Below are 15,887 nucleotides of genomic sequence, written 5' to 3'. Positions count from 1 at the left end.
CCACATACATCGGCCGAACGACGACGGATAATCACCACGAACGATCTCCACACAAAAAATTGACCGAGCAATTCCTTTTTGCCCCGTCGGGACAATCGACAAGCAATGACTGACGGCTTCGGGAGGGAACCGCCAGCAGACCGCGAATCGCCGGTCGGTGAACCCGTCATCCGCGGCGACAAGACGATTACCGGCGAACACGCGAATCAAGCCAAAGCGTTCGACCCCAATGACCCGGAAAGCGTCGCGGAGGCGGCCGAAACCGTCCGGGCGTTCGCGGACGAAAGCGCCGGGAGCGAGGACAGCGTCTACATGCTCCGCGGGGCCGCGGCCTGCGCCGCACTGGTTCGGGGCGTCGGGTCGTACAAAGGTGCCGCGGAGGAGGCGGGCGGCGAAACGACGGTGGCCTTTATCCGCAAATGGGCGCGGGTTCACGACTTGCCGCGGTCGATTCGCCGCCACGTCGCGCTGGGGAAAATCGCGCCGACCGCAGCGAAACACGTCGCGCGAGTGGGCGGGGACGCCCGGTACCAGCTCGCGTGGGCCATCCTCGACAATTCACTGACAGTTCGGGACGTTCGGGCAATCGTCAGCGAAATCAACGACGGAACGACGCCCGAGCGCGCGCTGAGCCGTCACGGAGTGACGCCGGGAGAGGTGACACTCTCGCTTCCGCCGGAGGTGTACCGGGAGCTCAGACGGCAGGCCGCGCTGGCAGGGGAAGAACCGGAAACGATGGTCGCGCGCGCGCTGGAACGCGAACTGGAGTGAGACGCGAGAGGAAAGGACGTAACTGCTATTTATCCGAGGAACTCGCGGGCCGCGTCAACTAGTACTGTACCAGCAGTCTCCACGTCCGGCCAGTGAATCGTCTCATTCGGAAAGTGCGCCTGCTCGATGGTTCCGGGGCCGAATATGACGGTCGGAATCTCCGCGTCGACGAAATGACGGGAATCCGCGCCATAGGTTGCCCCGCGGAGGGTCGTATCGAGGTCGTAGTCGGCCATCGCAGACTGGAGCGCACCGACCACGGGTTCGTCTGCATCCGTCTCCGCGGCCTCAAACTGGATGGAAAAGCGTTCGAACGTGGGCGGGTGTTCGGACAGCCATTCGCTTTCTTCGACCACTTCGGCCAGTCGTTCCTCGTAGGCGGCCTCGACTTCATCGACCGTCTCACCGGGGGCAACGCCGAGGCGCATTTCGGCGGTCAGATTCGCTGGGGTGGTGGACGACCACGTACCCGCTTCGACCGTGCCGATGACGATGGGCCACGGGACGGGGAACTCCTCGTACAACGGATGCGTCACCGACTCGCCGCGTTCGGATTCGAGGTCGTAAAACGCCTCTCGGATTCGCTCGAAGTGCGGTAGGACACTCTCACCGCGCCAGCGCGTTGCCGCGTGAGCCGAGCGTCCAGTGAGATGAAGTCGCTTCATGACGCTTCCCTCGGTGGCGATAATCGGCGTGAGGTCGGTCGGTTCGGCGACAATTGCCGCGTCGCGCTCGAACGGATACGGGTTGGAGAGCGCGGCCGCCGCCGCGCCGAGTCCACCTTCTTCTTCGCCGACGACGCTCTCGACGACGATTCTACCGTCGAGTTCCCCGTCAGCGGTTTCCGCGAGATGTTTCGCCGCGAAGATGCAAGACACGACACCGGATTTCATGTCCACCGAACCGCGAGCGGTGAAATTGTCCCCCGAATCGTCCCACGTCGGTTCGAAGGGGTTCGAGTCCCACGATTCGTGCGTAGCCGGAACCACGTCAATGTGGCCGTTCAGGACGAGTGTCGGCCCGTCGTCCGGGTTTCCGAATTCGAGTACCCCGCCAACGCTGGGGCGCTCCGCGAGACTCGGTCCGCCAGCGCTGGCCTCCGTATGTTCGATGTCCGCCGGATCGTCGGGAAACGACGGATGTTTGGCCAACCGCTCGGCGTCGGCGGTCCACTCGTAGGTCTCGAACCCCAAATCGGTGAGCTGGTCGGCGAGCCATTCCTGTGCGGAACCTTCTCGCCCACCAGTCGTGTCAAACGAGCAGAGTCGTTCGATAAATGTCCGAAGTTCGTCACCCTGTGCATCGGCAAACCTTGTCATGATTCGACAGAGGCAGGCCGGAATGTAAACCTTATCGACCCGATACCGGAAGAGAATGGTAAACGTTTAACCGTCGCAACTCCCACGACTGGATGAGGGCTGGTAGCTCAGTTAGGCAGAGCGTCTGGCTTTTAACCAGACGGCCAGGGGTTCAAATCCCTTCCAGCCCGTTTTACAACGAGCAAACATGAAGAGTAAAACGGCTCAAGGGATTTGAATTAGACCAAGGTTCTGCGCGTGCGCAGGTTCTTGGACGTTGTTCAAATCCCTTCCAGACCGTACTTCTCGCGGCTCACGAAGTAGCTCGCCGCGAGAGTGGTCAGTGGAAACGTAGTTCAAACTCCTACCCGTTTGTTTTCCGTCACGGATTTGCTCGCGAGTAGTACTGTTCGAAAGGGATTCACATTCACTCTTTTTAACCCCCATCATGTCATAAACGGCGCAAAAAGACCCTCGAAAGTCGATTCCGTCCCCGTGGTAAATGGTATCCATAGCATCCCATCACTTAACCATGTCCGGTACCATTACTGGATGTGAGTGAAGAAACAGAACGTCGAAATCTCCGAATGCCTAACAGCGACGAGATGTTCGGCGTCGTAACAGAACACAACGGCGGGAACCACGTTCGCGTCCGTTGTGAGGACGGAAAAGAACGAATGGGACGGATTCCCGGTCGAATGAAATACCGAACGTGGATTAACGAAGGCGACGTCGTCCTCGTCGAACCATGGGACTGGCAAGATGAAAAAGCCAACATCGAATGGCGCTACACGGGACAGGACGCAGACCAGCTTCGGCGCGAAGGCCACATCCAGTAATACTCTACGGCCGAGAGCAGACACCTATACTATCCTTATCGAACTCATCGCCGAGAGCCATCCGAACTCAGTTTCGCACGAACCACGACTTCGTTCAGTAGGTGTTATACGTTAGCCGAACACAGAACACCGATATGAACCGATTCGTCTCGGATCCACTCGAACCGCTCGGCATCGTCATGGGGACGCTGCTCGTCCTCATCGGAATCGCAACACTCGTCGGCACACCGTGGGCGAGCAAATCCGGAAGCGCTCTCATCATGATTGGCCAGATATTCGGAGCGCTCTCCGCAATCGGCATTGGCGCGGCGCTAGCGTGGGTTTCCCGGGCGTAAAAAGCAAATTTTTAGTTGACGTTCGATTACCCTTTGAACGGCAGGAAGGCGAACATGGCCAACAGCAGTGCCGCGAGGAAACTCAGGATGGAAATCCCCCAGAGACCCGCGATGCGCTCGTGGAAGTGGCTGATTTCTGCATTCTGGTCGTTGTACGCGTCCACGTTCGACGAAAGGACGACGTTTCCGCCCTGCCCGTGGGCGACAAAGGTTTGATTGTTCGGCCCGAGATCGGCCGTTTCACCGCTCGAAAGCGAGGTCGTCGTCGTTTTCGGTGCTTCCCACTGGAGGAGCACGGACTCCGTAGAGATGTTCGCTATCGTCGTCGAGTTGTTCTGGTATTGGAAGTTGTTTCCTTGTTGGAGCGTTCGCGTCTCCGGTTCGCCGAACTGCTGGCGTTTGTATTCGTCTACCGGAACGAGCGACTTGTTGGCGCTGTCGTTGTTACTTCCGTTGACCACGACGTAGGTTTCGTTACCCTGCTCAATCGTTTGTGTGTCCTCGCTCAAGTTCTGGACCTCGTTGAGTGTGGCCTGGTTCGGGTTCGACTGGTTCGGAATGAGGAGCCGGAACGTGGTGTTGTCCTGCTCCACCGTAGAGTTGTTTTCTAACTCAGCCGAGTAGGTTGCGGACTGGTTCGTCCACGCGACTTCCGCGGAACCGCCGCTAAGGGACGTGACGTTGTACTGTCGCCCGTCGATGCTGAATTTCTGTCCTTGGTTCGAGAGGGTCTGATCGGGGTTTTCGACCGAAACCGTCGGCTCCTGAGCGACTCCGATGAGTGAGTACGCTCCGGCAGCGATAACGAGAAAGACGGTGATGTAAACGCCCGCTGCTCTTCGTTGCATACCTTAGCACCAGTTCGCGTTATGCATAATGGTTACTTTTTATCGACACGGCTCGTCATTCAGCTCTCACACCTTTCATCCATCCTCACGCACGTTTGCGCGCACTGCACGGTCGAAAACGCGCCATCGGTGTCGATTTCGTAGATACAGCGAGACGCAAACCGATACTGCCACCGATGAAATCACACCGGCAACCAGTACGAAAAATAGAAAACGTGTTCGTTTCGAGCGCTGCCGGTCAGTTTTGGCACAAGGCTCCGTTTGTGAATCCGTCACCAACATGCGAAATGAGTAGTCATTCGGTTGTTACAAGGTGCCGATTTTTGTGTCAGATATGGGGTGCGAACATCGGCGTGAATATTACTCAGAGTAGTATCAACGGTGTACAAACAGTCGTTTTCGTATCATATTGGGCGCGAGCAAGCTGTCAGTCCGAAACTCAGTGCTCACGAATAGCACCGTTTGCCAGATACAACGTGATGAGCAACACCACCCAATCAATTTACGAATGCGACGCTCTACATTTGACCAAAATGAAAAGCCAAGGGCCGGATTTGAACCGGCGATGGGCGGCTCTGCAGGCCGCTGCGTTCGGCCGGACTCTGCCACCTTGGCGCAGTCACCCCTTTGTATTCTGGTGGTTTAAGTATAGCGGTCTCTGGTGGGCTGATATAAATAGCGAAAACCCACCGAGAGCTGCTGCTCGTCGATGGGTAATGAATGAGAGTATGAGTGGGAGGCGGCGAATCGAATTTCCCAGAGGCTCGCGCACTCCAGTACTGATCGAAACGCAGACAGGCTTAACTACCGTGTTCGGGATGGGTACGGGTGTGGCCCTGTCGCTGTGGCCGCCTTAACGTCAACTCACGGAATCGAACCGTGACGTGGATACCAATCGTTGATGGTTCATTTGAACCGTATGTAGTGTGTGCAATCCAGTTTGCGCCTGGACTCACACGCGTGTGCGTGTGAATTCCAATATGCGGTATGATTGTGTGGCATTGACCTGTTAGTTCTCGCGGACTGAACGCCTCGTTGCCTCGGCGCGTACATCCCGAGCCTATCGAACTCGTCTTTTACGAGTGGTCTCAGGTGGTATCTCTTTTCCAGGTGGGTTTCGAGCTTAGATGCATTCAGCTCTTACCCCGTGGTGCGTGGCTGCCCAGCACGCGCTCTTTCGAACGACTGGTACACCAGTGGCACCCATTCGTAGTTCCTCTCGTACTATACGAACGTTCCCGTCAGATACCGTAACACCCCCAATAGATAGCAGCCGACCTGTCTCACGACGGTCTAAACCCAGCTCACGACCTCCTTTAATAGGCGAACAACCTCACCCTTGCCCGATTCTGCACGGGCAGGATGGAGGGAACCGACATCGAGGTAGCAAGCCACCGGGTCGATATGTGCTCTTGCCGGTGACGACTCTGTTATCCCTAAGGTAGCTTTTCTGTCATCAATGGCCCGCATCAAGCAGGCTCATTGGTTCGCTAGACCACGCTTTCGCGTCAGCGTCCCTCGTTGTGTAGGACACTGTCAGACTTCCTTATGCTCTTGCGCTCTTCTCCGAGTCTCCGACTCGGGTGAGGAAATCTTGGGGCGCGCTCGATATCTTTTCGAGCGCGTACCGCCCCAGTCAAACTGCCTGGCTACCGGTGTCCTCCGCCAGGAGTGAGGGTCACAGTCACTACCGGGTAGTATTTCACTGATGCCTCGGTGGCCCGCTAGCGCGGGTACCTGTGTAATGGCTCCTACCTATGCTGCACAGTAGCGACCGTGTCCCAGCGACAGCCTGCAGTAAAGCTCTATAGGGTCTTCGCTTCCCCTTGGGGGTCTCCAGACTCCGCACTGGAACGTACAGTTCACCGGGCCCAACGTTGGGACAGTGACGCTCTCATTGATCCATTCATGCAAGCCGCTACTGAAGCGGCAAGGTACTACGCTACCTTAAGAGGGTCATAGTTACCCCCGCCGTTAACGGGTCCTTCGTCCCATTGTACTGGGTGTTCAGATACCCGCACTGGGCAGGATTCAGTGACCGTACGAGTCCTTACGGATTTGCGGTCACCTATGTTGTTACTAGACAGTTGGAGCGTCCGAGTCACTGCGGCCTGCCCTTATACAGGGCAGGCATCCCTTATCGCGAACTTACGGGACTAACTTGCCGAATTCCCTAACGTCGGTTGATCCCGACAGACCTTGGCTTTCACCGCCAGAGTACCTGTGTCGGATCTCGGTACGATTAACACACTCGTCTTTTCACGGGCCCCGGGTACCATCAACTTGCGCTATCTCAACATTCATCCGCTTCCTGCCATTACGGCTTCCACGGATTTTGATGATTCGACCGGGCGAAAGCCCGGCTTGATGTTTCCTGAGGCGTCGACTTTGAATGGTGTTAGCACTGGAATATTAACCAGTTTCCCTGTTGTCCCACTCGAATTGCGATGGGACTTAGGATCGGCTAACCCTCAGCTGATAAGCATTGCTGAGGAACCCTTACTCGTTAGGTCGTCGGGGTTCACACCCGACTAACGCTGCTACTATGGCCAGGATTTTCTATACTGAACGGTCCATACGAACTCTCGCCCGCACTTCCACCCATTCAGAATGCCAACCTACTGGATCACTCGATCAAGAGTGCCGCTAGGTCTCGGTAGTGAACTTGAGCCCCGATCATTTTCGGCGCCGCAAACCTCGGCCGGTAAGCTGTTACGCTATTCTTAGAGGGTAGCTGCTTCTAAGCTCACCTCCCGGCTGTTTAGGGCTTGCGACCACCTTCAATCGCACTTAGCTCACATTTGGGGACCTTAACCCAGCTCTGGGTTGTCTCCCTCACGGTACACAGGCTTACCCCGCGCACCGGATTCCCCGCGTCAACAACGTCCGTAAGTTTGGAGTTTGACAGGGAGGCCGACTCCTCTCGGAGGCGGCGTTCCCAATCGGTCGCTCTACCTCACGGACTATCTCTACGGAGGTCATGCTTCGACATGTTTCGGTTGGAACCAGCTGTTGCCGGATTCGATGGGCCTTTCACCCCTACACATAGGTCACGAGAGGGTATTGTAGGACACCAACTCTAGCAGGCCTCCACGTGGCTTTCGCCACGCTTCGCCTTGCCCATGCGTAGATCATCCGGTTTCGGGTCGTACCCCAATGACTCCCCGCCCTTGAAGACGGTGACCCTCGCGCAAAGCGCTGCGGTCGTATTGGTTTCCCTGTGCCTGCCCCGATACTCGGGTTAGGCTCGCCATTATGATACACTCCCTGGCTCGTTTTTCAAAACGTACGACAGAACATCGGCTCCCAACAGTTCCTACTGGGGGTTTGCACCCGGTTCGTTTTCTGTTGGGCCTTGTATGCCCTGTCGCTCCATCGCCACTTGATTTCAGGCCCTATTTCACCTCTCTTTTCGAGGTGCTTTTCAGCGTTCGCTCACGCTACTTGTTCGCTATCGGTCTCAAGACGTATTGAGTCTTCGCGGTCGATGCCCGCGATATTCACAAGGGATTTCCGACCCCTGCTACTCGGGAACTGACGCACAGCGTACTGGTCTATCGTACGGGATTGTCACCCTGTTTCATGCTCCGTTCCAGAAGACTTCTGATAGAGGTTCGACTGATGATTGTCAGTCCATACACCACATTGCCCGAAGGCTTCGGTTTGGACTGTGTCGGGTTCACTCGCCGTTACTAGCGACATCGCGTTTGCTTTCTTTTCCTGCCGATACTGAGATGTTTCAGTTCTCGGCGTTCCCCATTGCGCGAAGCAATTGCGGTGGGGATTCCCATTCGGAAATCTGCAGTTCTTAGTCTCCGTGCGACTCCCTGCAGCTTTTCGCAGCTTGGCACGTCCTTCGTCGGCGCTTGAGCCGAGCCATTCACCAAGTGGCACAGTAGCCACGTAATAATAATAATTGGATTGGATTCACTGTAATAACTCACACGTGTGTGAGTCCAGTGGACGCCTGGATTGCACGTACATACGGTTGTCATCGCACGACACAGTGGTCGCTGAGTGCGTGCGTCGAACCCTTCCCAACCACGTTTTCACGGGTTGGTGCATCGGTTGTAGGGATTGGTTCATTTCGCCCCCTTATACTTAAGGGACGCGATTCGAACCAATCCACGGAACGGCTCCCCACGGGAGTCGAACCCGAGTTCTGCTGCGGAACAGCAGCGCTCTCCAACGAGCGGAAGCTACCCTCTGTTGAGGGCGTGGAACAGCCTTGGTAGTTCAAAGGTGCCTCGTCGGGAGACGAGTGGTTTCTCGAAGTGAGTTGCCATCCGTCAGTAAAAACTGACGGGTTAAGGTGGGTTGGGTCGTCGACCCAATCCCGGTCGTTAGGAGGTGATCCAGCCGCAGATTCCCCTACGGCTACCTTGTTACGACTTAAGCCCCCTTGCGAAGCCCAGATTCGACCATCGCCTGATGGCCTCATCCGGACCTCACTCGGGTGCTTTGACGGGCGGTGTGTGCAAGGAGCAGGGACGTATTCACCGCGCTCTGCTGAAGCGCGATTACTACCGAATCCAGCTTCATGAGGGCGAGTTTCAGCCCTCAATCCGAACTACGACCGAGTTTCGGAGATTAGCGCCCCCTCTCGGGGTTGCAACCCATTGTCTCGGCCATTGTAGCCCGCGTGTAGCCCAGCACATTCGGGGCATGCTGACCTACCGTTGCCCGTTCCTTCCTCCGCTTTAGCAGCGGCAGTCTCCGTAATGTACCCAGCCACCACAAGGGTGCTGCTGGCAATTACGGACGCGGATCTCGCTCGTTGCCTGACTTAACAGGATGCCTCACGGTACGAGCTGACGGCGGCCATGCACCTCCTCTCAAAAGCTCTAGTAAGCTCATCAAACTGACCGTCACAGCTATTGTCGGTGCTGGTGAGATGTCCGGCGTTGAGTCCAATTAAACCGCAGGCTCCTCCGGTTGTAGTGCTCCCCCGCCAATTCCTTTAAGTTTCATCCTTGCAGACGTACTTCCCAGGCGGCTCGCTTACGTCTTCACTGTGGCACAGCACAGGCTCGTAGCCTGTGCCACACCTAGCGAGCATCGTTTACAGCTAGGACTACCCGGGTATCTAATCCGGTTCGTGACCCTAGCTTTCGTCCCTCACCGTCGGGTCCGTCCTCCCAAGGTGCTTTCGCGATCGGTGGTCCGTCTAGGATTACAGGATTTCACTCCTACCCCAGACGTACCCCTTGGGTCTTCCGGCCCCAAGCCAGCTGGTTTCCGCCGGACGCCTGCTCGTTGAGCGAGCAGATTTCCCGACGGACCTGTCTGGCAGGCTACGGACGCTTTAGGCCCAATAATATTGGCCATCACTTGAGCTGCCGGTATTACCGCGGCGGCTGGCACCGGTCTTGCCCAGCTCTTATTCGTGTACCACCTTACGATACACAAAAGCGAGGACTATATGCCCTCGCACTTGGAGTTCCCTTATCGCACTGTCGTGCAGTGTAAAGTTTTCGCGCCTGCTGCGCCCCGTAGGGCCTGGATTCTTGTCTCAGAATCCATCTCCGGGCTCTTGCTCTCACAACCCGTACCGATTATCGGCACGGTGGGCCGTTACCCCACCGTCTACCTAATCGGCCGCAATCACATCCTATAGCGCCGGAGCGTTTCCAGCTCCCGGTGTTCAAACGTAGGAGCGTTATCTGGTATTAGCCTCAGTTTCCCGAGGTTATTCCAGTCTATAGGGCAGTTTGATCACGTGTTACTGAGCTTTCCGCTACGAGTCTAAGCTCGTGCAACTAGCATGGCTAAATCGAACTCCAATAGCAATGGCCTCTGGCAGGATCAACCAGAATGCCGCTGGACGAATGTCCAGCATGTTAGGCGGAGACACTCTCAGAAGAGAGTGTATCACATATCACACGTTCGAGACACCACATCGGTAAACCGACAAGGTGTCACCGAACTACCAAGGCTAACATCAGATTCCATCGTGTACGGCTGACCGCAGGGGTGGAATCCTCATTTTCTTCGGACTTGATGAAAGGCGAGGAAGGGTATTAAACCCTTCGAACCTTTGTTGTCCGAGATTGCGAGACGGTTTGAACGCCTCGCAGATCGCGTGTTGAGTCTTTCTTCGCGTTCATATCCGAGGCCCCTGTTGTATTTAAGGGCGTCGGATTTCGCTCGCCCTTGGCGAGTGTCGCCGAGGGCGCGTGTCACATCCAATCCGAATCGCCTTGGTTACTTAAAGGCACCGGATTGGATGTGTTTTGGTCGTCCCGAACCGTGGGACGCCGTCGACATTACATCCGAATGCCCCCATACACTTAAGGGCGTTGGATTGGGTTTTCTTTCGCCCGACTCCGACTTTCAGCCACGAGGCGTGGGAGTCGAGCGGCCACCCGGTGGAGAACACCGTGCGACCTTCGCATTTGTACGAATGGCAGGTATACATTTAAGGCCGTCGAACGAGATGTTCTTTGGGAAGTCTCGACACGTCACACTCAGTAATCGTACAATAACGGCCACCGTATTTCGTTCGTAATGGGCACATACGCGTGCGAAAGTACTCTATAACGTTCTTCATCGAGAACAAATTGGTTCACGAATTTTTCTTTATTAAGGTTCGAAAACTGATTTTGTCCGAGAATAGTTACGACGAATGACCAGAAAACAATCATATATTATCAGGCAAACAACGATGGTGGCGGACGACAACCCGGACGCGCCTCAATGAGGAGTACAAAGCCACGAATCCGAGAATCGAGAGAATGTAGTATCATTTCGCAACCTGATTCGAGCCCGAACCAATATATAGATTCGCGGACATAGCCGTAATTGGAGTATTTGAATGTCATCAACATCGGCAGACCACGAGAAAAACGTCTGTTGCGTCGTCGAATCGTTCGAGCAAATCGGGTCGCAGTGGCGGCTCGTCGTCCTCCACGACCTCCAAGAGGGTGAAAAACGGTTCAACGAACTCAAACGCTCCACGGGAGCGAGTTCTCGGACACTGTCGCGCGTGCTGGACGACCTCGGCGAGATGGGCTTCGTCAGCCGCAGGACCGAAGCCGACGCACCGATTGCGACCTACTACAGTTTGAGTGACAAGGGTCGTTCACTCGCCCCCGTTTTCGAGGAAATCGGAACGTGGGCTGCGGAGTGGCTTTAGTTCGCCATCAACAACATGCAACAGTAGACGGTCGCTTCCGGCAGTGAACAAGGCACACCGTGGAAACGATTCTCGTTCCGCAAACGACAACTATTCGGCGCATCCGTCCTGAGAACCGATTATGACAACCGGCGTCGTTGTACTCAACTTCGGGGAACCGGCGGAACCGACGCGAGACAACGTTCTCGATTATCTGGAGCGCATCTTCATGAACAACGCCGATTTGGAAGGCGACACCACCGAAGCGGAAGCGCGCGAGCGTTCCCGACAGCTCGCCGAACGCCGCGTGTCGAGCCTCATCGAGGAGTACGAGAAAATCGGCGGCTCCCCTCTCGACCCGCAGGCGAAGGCGCAGACCGACGCGCTGCAGGCCGAACTCGACGAGCGGAACCTCGACGCGAAGACCTACGTCGGCATGCAGTTCACGGAACCGTTCATCGCCGACGCAGTGGAACAGGCCCACGAAGACGGCGTAGACGAACTCGTCGGTCTCCCAATTTATCCACTCTGTGGTGCATCCACCACGGTCGCTTCACTCGAAGAGCTGACTGATGCCGTCGTCGGACTGGACTGGGACGTGCCGATTCACGAGGTTACGGGCTGGCACAAACATCCGACCTACAATCGAATCCGGGCGAGCAACATCCGGCGGTACGCCGACGAGCAGGGGCTCAACATCGCGGCCGACGACACGGAACTGGTCTTTTCGGCACACGGAACGCCGACCCACTATCTGGACGAAGGCAGTCGATACGACACCTACGTGGACGAGTTCTGTACCGTGATGGCGAGCGAACTCGGCGTTGAATCTTACTCTCTCGGCTTCCAGAATCACGGCAACCGAAAAATTCCGTGGACGGAACCCGAGGTCGAAGACGCGGTCACCGAAGTGGACGCAGAGCGCGTCGTCGTCGAACCGATTAGCTTCATGCACGAACAGAGCGAGACGCTGTCGGAGTTGGACGACGAACTCCGCGAGGAGGCCGAAGCGATCGGCCTGGACTTCTACCGGGTTCCGGTTCCGCACGACGACGAGCGGTTTTCCGGTGTTCTCGCCGACCTCGTGGAACCGTTCGTCGCGGATTTCGACCCCTCCTACTATCAGTTCCGACAATGCCAGTGTAAGGACACGCCGGGCACGATGTGCCTGAACGCCCCGTTCGACCGATGACGGTCGGTATCGTCGGAGCGGGCATCACGGGCCTCGCGCTCGCCCATCACCTCGAAAAGGCGGACATAGAGTATGTCGTTCTCGAAGCCGATTCGGAACCCGGCGGCGTCATCCGAAGCGATCGGGTCGACGGCCATCTGCTGGAATGGGGACCACAGCGACTTCGCAGAACCGAACCGGTAGACGAACTCATCACCGACCTCGGAATGGACGACGAAGTCATCGAAGCTGGAGAAACGAAACTGTTCGTCTACGCCAACGGGAAACTCCGGCGAGCACCCTTCTCAATCGAGGAATTCGGCAAAACCGACCTCCTCTCGTGGCGCGGCAAACTCGACGTGCTGAAAGAGCCACAAACCGACCCGGCAGACCCCGATGAAACCGCCGCGGAACTGTTCACTCGAAAGTTCGGCGAGGAAGCCTACCGAAATCTCATCGGCCCGCTGTTCGGCGGCATTTACGGGTCGGAACCCGAACAGATGCCCGTCAAGCACGCACTCTCCGGCGTTCTCCTGATGGAGCAAAAGTACGGCGATCTGCTCACCCCGGTTCTCAAGCGTGCGATGGCGGGCGGAACGTCCGCGCCCGCGATTTCGTTCGAGGAGGGTATTCAGCGACTCCCGGAAGCGCTCTCCGACGCGCACGCCGAAAACGTCCACCTCGAAACCGCAATCAGCGAAATCCGACAGTCGGACGACGGCTACGTACTCGAAACCGACGGAGCAGAGTTCGCCGTGGACGATGTCGTCCTCACTACCGCCGCAGAAGCGAGCGCCGACCTCCTCGAAAATCTCACCGATTCGGCGGAGAGCCTCACCGAACTCAACTACAATCCCCTCGCGCTGGTTCACCTCCGTGCCGACTGCGACAGGGAAGGATTCGGCTATCAGGTACGCCACGACGAGGGACTCGAAACCCTCGGCGTTTCGTGGAATGCGAGCATGTTCGACAGGGACGGAGTTTATACGGTGTTCCTCGGCGGGATGAAAAACCCCAAACTGGTCGAGGAAAGCGACCAAACACTCGGCGAAACCGCCCGAACCGAGTTCAACGACGTGATGGACGCCGATGCGGATGTGGTGAGCGTCGCACGCCTCGGCCGTGGATTCCCGGCCTACGACGCTTCGTGGAACGCGCTGGACAGACTCGAAACGCCCGACGGAATCCATCTTGCAACGAACTACACCGCCAGAATGGGTGTTCCGAGTCGGATTCGGGAGGCCAAGGGGTTGGCGACGACGCTAGCCGAGTCGCACGCGACTCGGCCAGCAGATAGGGAGTAGTAAAGACAGACCTCCAAAAAGAGAAACGGACCGCAAGAAAGGTCGGCGTAGATTTATGAGGTAAAGCGAAACCAATTCCGGTCGGTGATTCAGATGAACTAGCCGTCGATTCCGAGCGCGTCCGACACGAGTGTCGATTCGGCCTTTCGGAGGTGTTCCGCGACCGTACTGGGAGCGATATCGAGAACGACAGCAACCTCGTCCTGCGTAGCTCGCCGCGGGTTCTCGTAGTATCCCATCTCGGCGGCCGTGCGGAGAGCGTCCCGCTGACGGTCGGTGAGTTGCTGGCGTCCCGAATTTCCAATCCATCCGTCGCCGATGGACAGCACGGTCACGTCCGCGAGATCTCCCGCCATCCTCACGGCCCGTTGGAGGTCGGTGCTCGTGCCGACGAGCGTAAATTCGACGTATCCCTCGTGGTGGAACTGTATCGGGAGCGTAGCGACTAGCGTGTCCTCGGTGAACACGTCCTGAAATCGCCGTTGATCGACCATTTCCTGTTCGGCTTCGCGGACGTACACGTAGGTCAAACCGTCTTCGACGGTCGTCACGTCGAACGACCGAATCCCGTCGCGGGCGGCAAACGCCGACCGAATCGCCGCCTCGTCGCCAGCGATGGAAAACAACTCCGTCGGGTCGGTCGGGTCGATACCGCCAGACAGCAGAACCGCGGTGCCGAGTTCGGGTGTCGATTGAACCGCGCGGTGGACGGCATTGGTCAGTTCCATCGGAGGGTGAATTCGAAGGCGAGCGCGTTTCATCGGGAGGGTTGTGTCGGCTCCATATATAAACAGCCGTCCATACTCGGCGCGAGATTCGATTGGCCGCCGTGAGTATCTCCAGCCATGACAGACGCTCGTGAAGCGCCGTCACCCGATGGATTACCGCTCGTCGGCCACGCCTACGGATACACCCGCGATCCGCTCGGATTTGTGGAACGAACCGTCGAAAGCCACGGCGGAGTCGTCTCGCTTTCCATGCCCGGCTACGACGTCGTCCTGCTCGCGAACCCCACAGCAATCGAGCACGTGCTGGTTCACAATCACGAAAATTACTGCAAGGGCGAGTTCCAGCGCAAGGAGCTAGAAGGCCTTCTCGGCGACGGTATCCTCATCAGCGAAGGCGACCGCTGGAAAGAACAATACGAACGCATCCAACCGGCGTTCTATCCCGGTCAAATTGCGAAGTACACGGACGTAATGACGGAGCGAACCGAGGAGTACTTGAACCGATGGGAGAACCGCGATTCGCTCGTCCTCACCGAATCACTGCCGGAGTTAACCCTCGACATACTGGGGTTGGTGCTGTTCGACACCGACCTCCGGGAAGCGACGGAAGTTCGGGAGACGGCCATCGCCGTCACGGAACGATTCGAACCCGATCCACGAATTCCGGTTCACATTCCCGATTGGGTGCCAACGCCGCGAAATCGCCGCTACCTGCGGGCGGTTTCGCGGCTCGAATCGTTCGTCGTCGAACTCATCGAATCGCGCCGAACGCGAGACGACGGCGGAAAAACGGAAGAACGGAGAGACCTCCTTTCGGCGCTCGTCGAGTCGAAGATGTCCAATACAGAAATTCGTGATCAGTTGATAACGTTCCTCATCGCCGGACACGAGACGACGGCGCTCGCGCTCACCTACACGCTCTACCTTCTCGGGAACCACCGCGACGAACAGGCGCGGGTTGCGGAGGAAGTCAGCCAACTCGACGGGTTGGCTACTATCGGCGACGATCTCCCGCGAACCGACCGCACGATTCGGGAAGCGGTGCGACTCTATCCGCCGGTCTCCCTTCTGATGCGCGAGGCAATCAGGGACGACATCGTCGGAGGCTACGAGATTCCGGAAGGGGCGCTCGTCCTCTGTTCGCAGTGGGCGACGCATCGTCGGAGGAAATTCTACGACGACCCGGAATCATTCCGGCCAGCGCGGTGGACGGCCGACAAAAACCGACCGGACTACGCGTATTTCCCATTCGGCGGCGGCCAGCGCCAGTGTATCGGCCGCCGGTTTGCACTGCTGGAAGCGAGGCTGATTATGGCGAGCCTGGTCAAACGGTTTCGGGTTCGAACCATCTCGCCGAGGAAGTTGGATTTGGTCGCGGCGATGACGCTCGCACCTGCGACCCCCGTGGAAGTCGAACTGCGGAGTCGGATGAAATGAAAAATTCGGAGCCGAGAACCCGAAATTCGACGTAAAATTGAG

10 protein-coding genes, 2 tRNA genes and 3 rRNA genes are annotated in these 15,887 nt (G+C 57.2%); 8 read left to right on the top strand and 7 right to left on the bottom strand.

The genetic code is table 11. The annotated features are described in order from the left end of the window. The first annotated feature begins 105 nt into the window (after window positions 1-105). Window positions 106-771 (top strand): DUF7119 family protein, encoded by a 666-nt coding sequence (locus tag LIX15_RS13185; RefSeq protein WP_227773639.1) that lies wholly within the window; start codon window positions 106-108, stop codon window positions 769-771. A gap of 29 nt (window positions 772-800) precedes the next feature. Here LIX15_RS13185 and LIX15_RS13180 read toward each other — a convergent pair whose 3' ends face one another. After that, window positions 801-2,090 (bottom strand): M20/M25/M40 family metallo-hydrolase, encoded by a 1,290-nt coding sequence (locus LIX15_RS13180; RefSeq protein WP_227773638.1) that lies wholly within the window; start codon window positions 2,088-2,090, stop codon window positions 801-803. 96 nt (window positions 2,091-2,186) lie between these two features. Between LIX15_RS13180 and LIX15_RS13175 the strand changes: the two genes are divergently transcribed. From LIX15_RS13175 to LIX15_RS13165, 3 genes are all read left to right on the top strand, one after another. After that, window positions 2,187-2,260, top strand: a tRNA-Lys gene (locus LIX15_RS13175). Window positions 2,261-2,623: 363 nt separating this feature from the next. Then, window positions 2,624-2,908, top strand: a complete 285-nt coding sequence (eif1A, locus tag LIX15_RS13170; RefSeq protein WP_049971906.1) for a translation initiation factor eIF-1A — start codon at window positions 2,624-2,626, stop codon at window positions 2,906-2,908. A gap of 134 nt (window positions 2,909-3,042) precedes the next feature. After that, complete coding sequence (locus LIX15_RS13165) at window positions 3,043-3,243, top strand: DUF8123 family protein (RefSeq protein WP_227773637.1); 201 nt, start codon at window positions 3,043-3,045, stop codon at window positions 3,241-3,243. 26 nt (window positions 3,244-3,269) lie between these two features. On the opposite strand, the gene LIX15_RS13160 is transcribed toward LIX15_RS13165, so the two are convergent. The 5 genes from LIX15_RS13160 to LIX15_RS13140 all read right to left on the bottom strand — a co-directional run bounded on the left by LIX15_RS13160 (window position 3,270) and on the right by LIX15_RS13140 (window position 9,907). Beyond that, the gene (locus LIX15_RS13160; protein ID WP_227773636.1) at window positions 3,270-4,091 is read right to left on the bottom strand and encodes a DUF8231 family protein; all 822 of its coding nucleotides are present in this window, start codon (window positions 4,089-4,091) and stop codon (window positions 3,270-3,272) included. A gap of 539 nt (window positions 4,092-4,630) precedes the next feature. Then, window positions 4,631-4,706, bottom strand: a tRNA-Cys gene (locus LIX15_RS13155). 119 nt (window positions 4,707-4,825) lie between these two features. After that, window positions 4,826-4,947 (bottom strand): 5S ribosomal RNA (gene rrf / locus LIX15_RS13150). A 134-nt stretch (window positions 4,948-5,081) separates the two neighbouring features. Next, window positions 5,082-7,999 (bottom strand): 23S ribosomal RNA (locus LIX15_RS13145). Between the two features lie 437 nt (window positions 8,000-8,436). After that, window positions 8,437-9,907 (bottom strand): 16S ribosomal RNA (locus tag LIX15_RS13140). The 16S, 23S and 5S rRNA genes sit together here with 1 tRNA gene alongside, the layout of an rRNA operon. A 998-nt stretch (window positions 9,908-10,905) precedes the next feature. On the opposite strand from LIX15_RS13140, the gene LIX15_RS13135 reads away from it, so the two are divergent. The 3 genes from LIX15_RS13135 to hemG all read left to right on the top strand — a co-directional run bounded on the left by LIX15_RS13135 (window position 10,906) and on the right by hemG (window position 13,680). Then, window positions 10,906-11,226: a winged helix-turn-helix transcriptional regulator gene (locus LIX15_RS13135; RefSeq protein WP_227773635.1), complete on the top strand. Its 321-nt coding sequence runs from the start codon at window positions 10,906-10,908 to the stop codon at window positions 11,224-11,226. Between the two features lie 121 nt (window positions 11,227-11,347). After that, window positions 11,348-12,397 carry a ferrochelatase gene (gene hemH, locus LIX15_RS13130; protein ID WP_227773634.1) on the top strand — a complete coding sequence of 350 codons (1,050 nt, stop codon included), beginning with the start codon at window positions 11,348-11,350 and terminating at the stop codon, window positions 12,395-12,397. Then, window positions 12,370-13,680, top strand: coding sequence for a protoporphyrinogen oxidase (hemG, locus tag LIX15_RS13125; protein WP_227773633.1), 1,311 nt, complete (start codon window positions 12,370-12,372; stop codon window positions 13,678-13,680). The genes hemH and hemG overlap by 28 nt, the downstream gene beginning before the upstream one ends. Before the next feature lie 98 nt (window positions 13,681-13,778). Here the strand turns inward: hemG and LIX15_RS13120 are convergent, their stop codons facing one another. Continuing rightward, complete coding sequence (locus LIX15_RS13120) at window positions 13,779-14,441, bottom strand: helix-turn-helix domain-containing protein (RefSeq protein WP_227773632.1); 663 nt, start codon at window positions 14,439-14,441, stop codon at window positions 13,779-13,781. An 84-nt stretch (window positions 14,442-14,525) separates the two neighbouring features. On the opposite strand from LIX15_RS13120, the gene LIX15_RS13115 reads away from it, so the two are divergent. Further along, a complete protein-coding gene (locus LIX15_RS13115) occupies window positions 14,526-15,845 on the top strand; it encodes a cytochrome P450 (RefSeq protein ID WP_227773631.1) in 1,320 nt (439 codons plus the stop codon). Window positions 15,846-15,887: the final 42 nt, after the last annotated feature.

The organism is Haladaptatus pallidirubidus (genome assembly GCF_020700235.1).
Lineage (GTDB): Archaea > Halobacteriota > Halobacteria > Halobacteriales > Haladaptataceae > Haladaptatus > Haladaptatus pallidirubidus.
The sequence above is the reverse complement of the archived record's forward strand: the minus strand, read 5'-3'. Positions and strand labels throughout refer to the sequence as shown.

Excerpts from the sequence above, each read along its gene's own strand:
- LIX15_RS13165 (WP_227773637.1), top strand. The coding sequence starts at position 3,043 with ATGAACCGATTCGTCTCGGATCCACTCGAACCGCTCGGCATCGTCATG.
- hemH (WP_227773634.1), top strand. The coding sequence starts at position 11,348 with ATGACAACCGGCGTCGTTGTACTCAACTTCGGGGAACCGGCGGAACCG.
- LIX15_RS13120 (WP_227773632.1), bottom strand. The coding sequence starts at position 14,441 with ATGAAACGCGCTCGCCTTCGAATTCACCCTCCGATGGAACTGACCAAT.
- LIX15_RS13185 (WP_227773639.1), top strand. The coding sequence starts at position 106 with ATGACTGACGGCTTCGGGAGGGAACCGCCAGCAGACCGCGAATCGCCG.
- LIX15_RS13180 (WP_227773638.1), bottom strand. The coding sequence starts at position 2,090 with ATGACAAGGTTTGCCGATGCACAGGGTGACGAACTTCGGACATTTATC.
- LIX15_RS13135 (WP_227773635.1), top strand. The coding sequence starts at position 10,906 with ATGTCATCAACATCGGCAGACCACGAGAAAAACGTCTGTTGCGTCGTC.
- LIX15_RS13115 (WP_227773631.1), top strand. The coding sequence starts at position 14,526 with ATGACAGACGCTCGTGAAGCGCCGTCACCCGATGGATTACCGCTCGTC.
- LIX15_RS13160 (WP_227773636.1), bottom strand. The coding sequence starts at position 4,091 with ATGCAACGAAGAGCAGCGGGCGTTTACATCACCGTCTTTCTCGTTATC.